The 10,218-nt window shown below is 47.0% G+C and carries 9 protein-coding genes and 1 tRNA gene; 3 read left to right on the top strand and 7 right to left on the bottom strand.

Annotated elements, in window-relative coordinates; all coding sequences use genetic code 11:
• The first annotated feature begins 1 nt into the window (after position 1).
• Positions 2-77 (top strand) — tRNA-Lys (locus tag ATB02_RS09865).
• Positions 78-128: 51 nt separating this feature from the next.
• Here the strand turns inward: ATB02_RS09865 and ATB02_RS09860 are convergent.
• The 5 genes from ATB02_RS09860 to ATB02_RS09840 all read right to left on the bottom strand — a co-directional run bounded on the left by ATB02_RS09860 (position 129) and on the right by ATB02_RS09840 (position 5,701).
• Complete coding sequence (locus ATB02_RS09860; RefSeq protein WP_032184818.1) at positions 129-1,013, bottom strand: LysR family transcriptional regulator; 885 nt, start codon at positions 1,011-1,013, stop codon at positions 129-131.
• A 74-nt stretch (positions 1,014-1,087) separates the two neighbouring features.
• A complete protein-coding gene (locus ATB02_RS09855; RefSeq protein WP_105271492.1) occupies positions 1,088-2,344 on the bottom strand; it encodes a nucleoside permease in 1,257 nt (418 codons plus the stop codon).
• Positions 2,345-2,401: 57 nt separating this feature from the next.
• Positions 2,402-3,235 (bottom strand): xanthosine phosphorylase, encoded by an 834-nt coding sequence (xapA, locus tag ATB02_RS09850; protein WP_105271491.1) that lies wholly within the window; start codon positions 3,233-3,235, stop codon positions 2,402-2,404.
• A gap of 228 nt (positions 3,236-3,463) precedes the next feature.
• Positions 3,464-4,393, bottom strand: coding sequence for a nucleoside 2-deoxyribosyltransferase (locus ATB02_RS09845; protein ID WP_000013329.1), 930 nt, complete (start codon positions 4,391-4,393; stop codon positions 3,464-3,466).
• Positions 4,394-4,447: 54 nt separating this feature from the next.
• Positions 4,448-5,701, bottom strand: a complete 1,254-nt coding sequence (locus ATB02_RS09840) for a nucleoside permease (protein ID WP_021521569.1) — start codon at positions 5,699-5,701, stop codon at positions 4,448-4,450.
• Between the two features lie 256 nt (positions 5,702-5,957).
• On the opposite strand from ATB02_RS09840, the gene ATB02_RS09835 reads away from it, so the two are divergent.
• The gene (locus tag ATB02_RS09835) at positions 5,958-6,725 is read left to right on the top strand and encodes a nucleoside-specific channel-forming Tsx family protein (RefSeq protein ID WP_000744400.1); all 768 of its coding nucleotides are present in this window, start codon (positions 5,958-5,960) and stop codon (positions 6,723-6,725) included.
• A 238-nt stretch (positions 6,726-6,963) separates the two neighbouring features.
• The gene (locus ATB02_RS09830; RefSeq protein ID WP_105271490.1) at positions 6,964-7,962 is read left to right on the top strand and encodes a bile acid:sodium symporter family protein; all 999 of its coding nucleotides are present in this window, start codon (positions 6,964-6,966) and stop codon (positions 7,960-7,962) included.
• On the opposite strand, the gene ATB02_RS09825 is transcribed toward ATB02_RS09830, so the two are convergent.
• Together ATB02_RS09825 and ligA are read right to left on the bottom strand one after the other, a co-directional pair.
• Positions 7,959-8,177, bottom strand: coding sequence for a DUF3820 family protein (locus ATB02_RS09825; RefSeq protein WP_000410201.1), 219 nt, complete (start codon positions 8,175-8,177; stop codon positions 7,959-7,961). The two genes, ATB02_RS09830 and ATB02_RS09825, sit on opposite strands and share 4 nt — an antisense overlap.
• Position 8,178: 1 nt before the next feature.
• Positions 8,179-10,194, bottom strand: coding sequence for an NAD-dependent DNA ligase LigA (gene ligA, locus ATB02_RS09820; protein WP_000443686.1), 2,016 nt, complete (start codon positions 10,192-10,194; stop codon positions 8,179-8,181).
• Positions 10,195-10,218: the final 24 nt, after the last annotated feature.

The raw sequence follows: 10,218 nt of genomic DNA, 5'->3' as shown, positions 1-10,218 counted from the left end.
CGGGTCGTTAGCTCAGTTGGTAGAGCAGTTGACTTTTAATCAATTGGTCGCAGGTTCGAATCCTGCACGACCCACCAATGTAAAAAAGCGCCCTAAAGGCGCTTTTTTGCTATCTGCAATATTTTCTTTCATGCTATCAAAGCATTAACTAATCTCTCCAGCGCTGGTGTTGCCTGTTGCTGTTCATAAACAATATACAAGTCTGCTGGAATACGTTCCTCGAGTGGACGAAATACCACCCCCGGCCAGCTCATTTGGGCATAGCTATCTGCCATTAATGTTACACCCAGCCCCATACTGATCATCGCCAGTACGGTTTGCGGCTCTACGGCCTCGCGGACGATCATCGGTGAAAACCCCGCCTGCTGACAGACACGCTGTAAAAACGCCCAGTCGGAATGGACCGATGGCAGCGTCACAAAGTATTCATTGCGTAATGCCATTAACGGGATAGCGTTTTCGCAAGCCAGATAATGATCTTCCGGTATTGCCACCAGAAACGATGATTCGTGTAATCGCAGGCTGGTAAATCCTACTGTTGGTTCAATCGCCATCCGCCAGATACCAGCGTCCAGTTCCCGCCGCTCAAGCAACGCCATTTGCATCCCTGGGGATTTTTCACGAAATGAGACATGAACATTAGGGCACTCTTTCAAAAACCGCCGCATTGCCGGACGCATTCGCCCCCACATCGCGGTTCCCACCACGCCCAGCTCAATACGCCCTGCTTCACCACGACCAATCTGTTCTACTCGAGCCAGCGCCTGGCTGGCGTTAGCCAGCAATCGACGTGACTCTTCCAATAAAATTTTTCCTGCATGAGTGAGCGCCACACTGCGCGAATGCCGAACGAACAGCAAAGTGCCCAACTGTTGTTCCAGATCTTTGATATGAATACTTAATGGCGGTTGCGACATATTCAGCCGCGCAGCGGCCCGCCCAAAGTGAAGTTCTTCTGCGACCGCAAGAAAATAGCGCAATAACTTGAGATCAATACGATGTGTACTTTCCATAATTATTGCGCTCCATACGGTATGGGTAAGGCTGCAAACTTAGCACATTGCAATCAAGGAAAACCCTGTTTACATCAGTGAGCCAATGATTTCTGTGCCATTTTTTCAGGTTCATGTTTATAACGGAAGAACAGGGCAAAAATCACCGCCAAGGCCAGTGCATACGCAGCAAATACCAGCCAGATGGTTTGCCAGTCTTTAACACCATCAACCGTGAAATAGTCAACCGCCATGCCACTCAGAAGAGAACCAACCCACGCCCCAACGCCATTGACCATGGTCATAAATAATCCCTGGGCGCTGGCGCGGATCCTGGAGTCCACTTCTTGCTCGACAAACACTGAACCGGAAATATTGAAAAAGTCGAACGCGCAGCCATACACAATCATCGACAGCAGCAATAATACAAAGCCACCTGGTGACGGATCTCCAAAAGCAAAGAATCCAAAACGTAATGTCCACGCTACCATACTCATCAACATGACGGTTTTGATGCCAAAACGCTTCAGAAAGAAAGGAATAGTCAGAATGAAGCCGACTTCCGCCATTTGTGATACCGAGAGCAGAATGGAAGGATATTTCACCACGAAGCTATCAGCAAACTCAGGGTTGCGGGCAAAATCATGCAGAAAAGGATTACCAAAAACGTTAGTAATTTGCAGGACCGCCCCTAATAACATGGCAAATAAAAAGAAAATCGCCATACGTGGATTTTTAAATAACACAAACGCATCCAGACCTAATTTACTGGAAAGCGTCGTACTGGCCTTATGTTCCGCCACTGGAATTTTCGGTAACGTTAACGCATAGACCGCTAGCACTAGAGATGCTCCGGAGGCGATATACAACTGCACACTGCTTAACTCCAGATGCAATAAACTCACCAGCCACATTGCGACAATAAATCCCACGGTACCATAAACACGGATTGGCGGAAAACTGGTGACCGGATCTAATCCGGCCTGCGCCAAACACGAATAGGAAACACTGTTGGATAACGCAATCGTGGGCATGAAAGCCATCGCGTTAAGCAACATCACCCAGAACATCATATTCGGTTCAGTTACAGAGGCGGCATAAAAAAGCACCCCGGCACAAATTAAGTGACACAGCATATAGGTACGTTCAGCCCGTAACCATTTATCGGCAATAATGCCCATAACGGCTGGCATAATAATGGCCGCAATACCTTTAGAACTGTATGCCATACCGACATCAGCCCCGGTAAAATGTAAGGTGTTTATCATGTAAGAGCCGAGGGTAACTAACCAACTCCCCCAGATAAAGTATTGTAAGAAAGACATTACCTTTAAACGCGTTGCGATATTCATTTTTTATTTCCTTATCGCAGTGAGATGGCCCCATCCGCGAGGCCATTTTTATTGTTTTCAGGCGATTTTGCGTAAGAATCCGCAAATCAGATTAATAAAGTTTTGCCGTGATAACTCCGCTGCAGCCAGGGTTTGGGCATGCGACAATTTCACATCACTTAAGCCTTCTGCCATATTGGTTATTGCGGACACGGCAACGACTTTCATTTCGCAATGACGTGCGCTAATCACTTCAGGCACTACAGACATACCCACAACATCGCCACCAATCAGCTGCATCATGCGAATTTCTGCCGCCGTTTCGAAGTTCGGCCCCGGATAAGAAACAAAAACCCCTTCTGTCAGCGGAAAACCTCCTTCCTGCGCGACGGTTTGTAAAACGGCGCGGTAATCAGCATCGTAAGCATTCGCTAATGAAAAAAAGCGTTCGCCAAAACGCTCATCATTAAGGCCTGTCATCGGTGTGCCTGGCATCGTATTAATGTGATCTTTCAGCGCAACCAGACTACCCGCACCGACTTCTGGACGAAGCGAACCTGCAGCGTTGGTGCAGAACAACAATTCACAGCCCAACAACTTGAACGTGCGAATAGCATCAGTCATGACTGTCATTCCCCGGCCCTCATAAAAATGACCGCGACCTTTCATGCAGGCTACAGGCACACCAGAGAGCACTCCGAGGACCAACTCTCCTGCATGGCCATGTACGGTGCTCACCGGAAACCCCGGCAAATCGCTATAAGAAATGGCAACAGCATCTTCTATTTGTTCAGCTAACGCTCCCAGCCCCGATCCCAAAATAAACACCACGCGTGGGGTAAAATCTGGTTTATGTCGACGAATGATATCTGCGCAATACCACGGGTTTTGTGAAAAATGAGGTTGGGTCATGGAAAGTCCTTATAATATGCATTATTCGTAAGATATGAGTCGCATCTTTTTATAACGAGAAAAAGTCGCGAGTGACCAATACATTTTCCTGTGATATTCAATATGATTTTGAAATCGATCATATCGTTCCCCAGCAGAGAAATATAACGGCCGTATAATTTTCTTTGGAGGTTAACCAAAAGCTGATTATCAGGCAATCACTCACCTGATAATCAGTAAAATTAACTATTATTTTTCTGTGTTACCAATCAATGTTTCAAGCTCCGCAAATGAATGCGCCACCGTTGACGACCAGGTAATCATTAAATTCAAATAATCTGTCGCGAGCGCAGATTGATACTTTTGTTGCTTGCTACAATAAACTATCGATTGCTGTCCTAATGCATAGGCAATACCATTCATAATACCGGTGTCGACATTCGGCTCGAAGGTATCGGAATAAAAGATGGCCTGTCTGGATTTTCTTAAGTTATCAATATCAGTCGCAATATCATTCATATTGTCGCCAACGATGAAAGTCTTACCTGCACTAATGATCGCATCTTTGATTTTCTCCAGTAAGCCCCGAGAGGGTTCGGTATACATAAAGTTAGGATCAAGATAATAGTCATACTCAATCGGCAATGGCGTAATCGGTACAGCGGGAGTAATCGTCGTGCCGAAGTCGGCGATTAAATTTTGTTGAAGAATTTGCAACGCACGCTTGATGATATCGTTGGTTTGTTCACGATAGTTGCTGATGCTAGCATCGGAATCTGACACCGAAACCACTTTTGCCACATAATTCATCAGCTTACTTATAGGGTAAAACTCTGAAGAATTCCCCGCTGCCCATATAAGAAAGTCTGTCGTTACCAAGTGAACAGGCATCCCTAAAGCCCATGCATAGCCTACTTCCCATGCACAACCGGAATCATAGGTTCCACCATCGAAATAACCGATAACCCCAACACTATTGTCCATATTCGCGACATCATTAACAAAAATCTCTTCTTCACTGGAGGCACCGGCATCATCACGATATGGAAGAAAAGTATGGATCAGGGGCGGCAACAGCCCCTCGTCAATCCATTGATCAATGATATCATTTAAATTCAAAGCATCTAATCGCCAGGGTGCACAATAAACCCGACACTGGTTATACAATTGATTTGCCATAATATCCTCCTTTGCTAATCCTATAAAACATTATTAATTTTGATAAATTCCGTATCAGGCGAAATGACCGGATGTTGTCGGGTTACTGTTGTGTTTATATTTAAACAACACCATAAATGCGAGAGCCAGAACCAGTGAATATCCGGCAAATACCAGCCAAATGGTTGACCACTGTGGATTGCCATCCGTTGTTAAATAATCGACGACTTTACCACTGATAAAACCGCCCAGAATACAACCAAAACCATTGGCCATCATCAGGAAAACGCCCTGAGCGCTGTTACGAATCGATGGATCAACTTCTTGTTCAACAAATACCGAGCCAGATATATTGAAGAAGTCAAAAGCACAGCCATAAACAATCATCGAAAGAATTAACAGAATGGTACCGCCGAATGAAGGATCGCCATAAGCGAATAAACCAAAACGCAGCGTCCAGGCCACCATGCTCATCAGCATGACATTTTTGATACCGTATTTTTTCAGGAAAAAGGGAATGGCAAGAATGAAGCAGACTTCGGATATCTGAGAAATTGATAACAAAATAGAAGCATGAGTTACAACAACGCTATTGGCAAACTCTGGAACACTCTCAAAACTGTGGAGAAATGTATTACCAAACATCCCGGTAATTTGTAGTTCTGCCCCAAGCAGCATGGCAAAGATAAAGAAAATCGCCATTTTGCTGTTCTTAAACAGTGCAAATGCACGCAGTCCGAGCACGTCTATCATTCCTTGCGCCTGGTTAGATTTCGCCACTGGTACAGTCGGTAATGTCAACGTGAACAGGCTCAAGCCTAACGAAGCTGCCGCGCCGATATACAATTGCATATGACTTAATTCAAAACCTGCCAAACTCACCGCCCACATCGCGACAATAAATCCAATCGTGCCCCAAATACGGATTGGTGGAAATTCTGTCACAATATCCATCCCCGCAGTTTGTATGCGGTAATAGGAAATTGTATTACTCAAACCGAGCGTTGGCATATACACGAGAGAGTTAAGTAAAATGACAATGAACATTGCCGAAGGCGTGGTAACCGATGCAGCGACAAATAATGTTATCGCGCCAAATAAATGACAAGCGGCATATATCCATTTAGCACTAATCCATTTATCGGCCACGATACCAAATAACGTTGATGTTATTAATGCTGCAATACCCAAGGTACTATAGACTGCACCAATATCCTCGCCTTTAAAACGCAGCGTGATAAACATATAGGAACCGAATGTATTGAGCCAACTTCCCCACAAAAAGAATTGCAGAAATGAAAGTACTTTTAATTGTAGTTTTAGATTCACCATCTTCTCCTTCGACTTTGAGCCCCCTTTAAATAACCGGAAATTCATCACATTTACCAATACTTTTTACCACGGATATCAATTGCAATTTGATATCAATCCTGAACACATTCAGATCGACACCCTATCATTACGTGATAATTATGTATTGGTTAGAGATGTCATAAATCTAATAAAATAGACATGCCAAATAATTACAGCATAAATATGTAAGCATATCACATTCATTAAATTTATTACTTAAGTGGAACATACTATGAAAAAACAGCTTCTTGCATTAAGCCTTGGTCTGGTTCCCATGGCTTTTCCGCAAATGTCTTATGCCGAGTTTAAAGGGGGCTTTGCTGACATTGGTCTGCATTATCTTGACTGGACATCCCGCACGACAGAGAAAACCAGTAATAAGTCCCATAAAGATGATTTTGGCTATCTGGAATTAGAAGGTGGTGCTAACTTTAGTTGGGGAGAAATGTACGGGTTCTTCGATTGGGAGAACTTCTATAATGGCCGACATTCAAAATCTGGCAGTGAACAACGTTATACTTTTAAAAGTACCAACCGCATTTATCTTGGTGATACAGGACTGAATCTTTATCTTCACGCTTACGGGACTTACGGTTCACCTGAACGTGTTAACTTCTATGATGATACATTCCTTTACGGGCTTGGATACAATTTTACGGGAAATGGTTACTGGTTTAAGCCATTCTTCGCGAAACGTTACACCGATCAAACCTATTATACCGGTGACAATGGCTATGTTTTGGGCTGGGTTGCCGGATACAGTTTCACGCTTGGTAGCGAAAAATTCAGCCTGACTAACTGGAATGAATACGAATTTGACCGCGACGCTACATATGCAGCAGGTAATGGCGGAAAAGAAGGTATAAACGGAGCAGTAGCGTTTTGGTGGAATGCGACACCGCATTTTACGGCAGGGATTCAATATCGCTACGCAGATAATAAACTGGGTGAAGCCTTCCTCCAGGATGGCATTATTTATTCAATAAAATATCAGTTCTAAACCTGCGTTGATAACACTAAAACGGCTACGGTCGTCAGCAATAATATTACAGCGGTCATCAAGCGCACTCATTGACCGCCCTTATTTGATTCGTTCGGATTTGCTTGCCCAACTCAGCCCGCCAGTCGAAGCGAGCCCCCACTCACTCTCCATTATCGCGCACAAATTGTTAAGCAATTCAGTTTTATTTATCAATCAGAAGAACGCACAATGAAAGCATCGATCATCTGGAGTCTTTATGAAACTTTTTCGTATCCTCGATCCTTTCACCTTAACCCTGATCACAGTGGTGTTGCTGGCCTCTTTCTTTCCGGCCAGAGGCGATTTCGTTCCCTTCTTTGAAAATCTGACCACTGCAGCGATTGCTCTGCTGTTCTTTATGCACGGCGCGAAGTTGTCGCGTGAGGCGATTATTGCTGGCGGTGGTCACTGGCGACTGCATTTGTGGGTAATGTGCAGCACCTTCGTGCTGTTTCCGATTCTGGGCGTGCTGTTTGCCTGGTGGAAACCGGTAAATGTCGACCCGATGCTCTACTCCGGTTTTCTCTACTTGTGCATTCTTCCTGCTACCGTGCAGTCTGCAATCGCCTTCACGTCAATGGCAGGCGGTAACGTCGCGGCGGCGGTTTGTTCTGCGTCGGCATCCAGCCTGCTGGGAATTTTCCTTTCACCGTTGCTGGTTGGTCTGGTGATGAATGTTCACGGTGCAGGGGGCAGCCTTGAGCAGGTTGGTAAGATAATGCTGCAACTGCTGCTGCCGTTTGTGCTGGGACATCTTTCTCGCCCTTGGATTGGCAACTGGGTGTCACGAAATAAAAAATGGATTGCGAAAACTGACCAGACGTCCATTCTGTTGGTGGTTTATACTGCGTTCAGCGAAGCCGTCGTTAACGGCATCTGGCATAAAGTTGGCTGGGGATCATTGCTATTTATCGTGGTGGTTAGCTGCGTTCTTCTGGCTATCGTGATTGTAGTTAACGTCTTTATGGCACGCCGACTGGGCTTCAATAAAGCAGATGAAATTACTATCGTCTTTTGTGGTTCGAAAAAGAGTCTGGCAAATGGCATCCCGATGGCAAACATTCTGTTCCCCACATCGGTGATCGGTATGATGGTGCTGCCTCTGATGATTTTCCATCAGATCCAATTGATGGTCTGTGCGGTGCTGGCGCGTCGATACAAACGCCAGACCGAACAGTTACAGGTGCAGCAGGAAAGCAGCGCCGATAAAGCTTAAAGTGGGCGTTTCAGGGGCTGGACCAGTTGCGTCAGCCCCTCGGTTTTAATCAGCAGCGTGATTTGCATTAGCTCACCGAGCTTCCCTGCCGGGAACTCATCTTTGCGGGCAAACCACAGAAGATACTCCTCCGGCAGGTCGATTAAGCGACGCCCTTTGTATTTGCCAAACGGCATTATCGTATTGGCTATTTCAATCAGCTGCTCTTTTTCCATCTCAGCTACCCAGCAAACGCAGCATTTCCGTTTCGTCGATGACTTCAATGCCCAGTTCCTGCGCCTTCGCCAGTTTAGATCCTGCAGCTTCACCCGCTATCACCAGATCGGTTTTCTTCGACACGCTGCCCGCGACTTTCGCCCCCAGTTCGACCAGTCGAGCTTTAGCGTCATCACGCGACATCTGGCTTAAGCTGCCCGTAAGCACCACGGTTTTACCAGCAAACGGACTGTCAATCTCTTCCGCGTTAATCACCACCGGCGCAGGCCAGTGAACGCCTTCCGCCAACAGCTCGCTGATGACATTGCGGTTGCTTTCTTCGGCAAAGAAGTTGTGAACGTGGGAGGCAACGACAATGCCAACATCAGGCACCTTTTGCAGCTCTTCAATCGAAGCGGCTTCCAGCGCTTCCAGCGTGCCGAAATATGCCGCCAGACCTGCTGCGGTGGCCTCGCCGACTTCACGGATACCAAGTGCATAGAGGAAGCGGGCAAAGGTAGTTTCTTTCGCTTTTTCCAGCGCGTTAACCACATTTTGTGCCGATTTCGGCCCCATGCGCTCCAGTCCGGTCAGTTTGCCTGCGGTGAGTTTGAACAGATCCGCCGGGGTATGGACATATTCTTTTTCAACCAGTTGATCGATGATTTTGTCGCCCATACCGTCAACGTCCATCGCACGGCGGGAAACAAAGTGTTTCAGCGACTCTTTACGCTGAGCACCACAAATCAGGCCTCCGGTACAGCGGGCAACCGCTTCACCTTCCACACGCTCGACGTCAGAACCACATACCGGACAATGCGTCGGGAATACAACCTCACGGGTATCTTCCGGGCGTTCAGAAAGCACGACGTTAACTACCTGCGGGATCACGTCGCCAGCGCGGCGAATCACCACTTTATCGCCAATGCGTAAACCAAGGCGTTCGATTTCGTCAGCATTATGCAGTGTGGCGTTACTCACCAGCACGCCAGCAACATGGACAGGTTCCAGACGCGCAACAGGCGTAATCGCGCCAGTACGCCCAACCTGAAACTCGACATCACGCACGAAGGTCATCTGTTCCTGCGCCGGAAATTTAAACGCTACTGCCCAGCGCGGGGCACGCGCGACAAAGCCAAGCTGTTCCTGCTGTGCCAGTGAGTTGACCTTAATTACCACGCCGTCGATATCAAAGCCCAGCGTCGGGCGGTCTTCTTCCACTTTGTGGTAGAACGCCAGCACCTCTTCCGCCGATTCACAAAGCGTTACCCGATCGCTGACCGGTAATCCCCACTTTTTAAATTGCAGTAAACGGCCAAGATGAGTATCCGGTAGCTCGCCACCTTCAAGAACACCGACGCCATAGCAGAAAAAAGTGAGCGGTCGCTTCGCTGTAATACGCGGATCAAGCTGACGCAGTGAACCTGCAGCCGCATTACGCGGGTTAGCAAACACTTTCCCGCCTGTGCGTCGCGCATCTTCGTTGATCTTTTCGAAGCCGGCCTGCGGCAGGAACACTTCACCACGAACTTCCAGACGCGCCGGGATATTCTCGCCGTGAAGCTTCAGCGGAATGGCGCGAATAGTACGCACGTTTGATGTAATGTCTTCGCCGGTAGTGCCATCGCCACGGGTCGCTGCACTGACTAAAACGCCATTTTCATACAGAATGCTGACGGCAAGACCATCCAGTTTCAGCTCACAGCACCAGGTCACTTTTTCGTTGCTTTTCAGACGATCCTGTACGCGTTTGTTGAAAGCAAGAAAGCTTTCTTCATCAAAGACGTTATCCAGCGACAACATGGGCACTTCATGGCGGATCTGGCTGAAAGCCGCCAGCGGCGCAGCACCTACACGTTGGGTAGGTGAATCAGGTGTAATCAGCTCTGGATGTTTGGTTTCCAGCTCGCGCAGTTCACGCATCAGCCTGTCATATTCAGCGTCGGGAATTTCCGGCGCATCCATCACATGATAAAGATATTCATGATGGCGAAGCGTCGTTCGCAGTTCTGTCAGTTGTTGTTCGATTGATTCCATATCGCACCATCAATGCTAAAAACC

The sequence above is a fragment of the Escherichia sp. MOD1-EC5189 genome (assembly GCF_002966045.1).
In the GTDB taxonomy this organism is placed as follows: domain Bacteria; phylum Pseudomonadota; class Gammaproteobacteria; order Enterobacterales; family Enterobacteriaceae; genus Escherichia; species Escherichia coli_F.
The sequence above is the reverse complement of the archived record's forward strand: the minus strand, read 5'-3'. Positions and strand labels throughout refer to the sequence as shown.

Excerpts from the sequence above, each read along its gene's own strand:
- ATB02_RS09835 (WP_000744400.1), top strand. The coding sequence starts at position 5,958 with ATGAAAAAACAGCTTCTTGCATTAAGCCTTGGTCTGGTTCCCATGGCT.
- ATB02_RS09855 (WP_105271492.1), bottom strand. The coding sequence starts at position 2,344 with ATGAATATCGCAACGCGTTTAAAGGTAATGTCTTTCTTACAATACTTT.
- ligA (WP_000443686.1), bottom strand. The coding sequence starts at position 10,194 with ATGGAATCAATCGAACAACAACTGACAGAACTGCGAACGACGCTTCGC.
- ATB02_RS09860 (WP_032184818.1), bottom strand. The coding sequence starts at position 1,013 with ATGGAAAGTACACATCGTATTGATCTCAAGTTATTGCGCTATTTTCTT.
- ATB02_RS09830 (WP_105271490.1), top strand. The coding sequence starts at position 6,964 with ATGAAACTTTTTCGTATCCTCGATCCTTTCACCTTAACCCTGATCACA.
- ATB02_RS09825 (WP_000410201.1), bottom strand. The coding sequence starts at position 8,177 with ATGGAAAAAGAGCAGCTGATTGAAATAGCCAATACGATAATGCCGTTT.
- xapA (WP_105271491.1), bottom strand. The coding sequence starts at position 3,235 with ATGACCCAACCTCATTTTTCACAAAACCCGTGGTATTGCGCAGATATC.
- ATB02_RS09845 (WP_000013329.1), bottom strand. The coding sequence starts at position 4,393 with ATGGCAAATCAATTGTATAACCAGTGTCGGGTTTATTGTGCACCCTGG.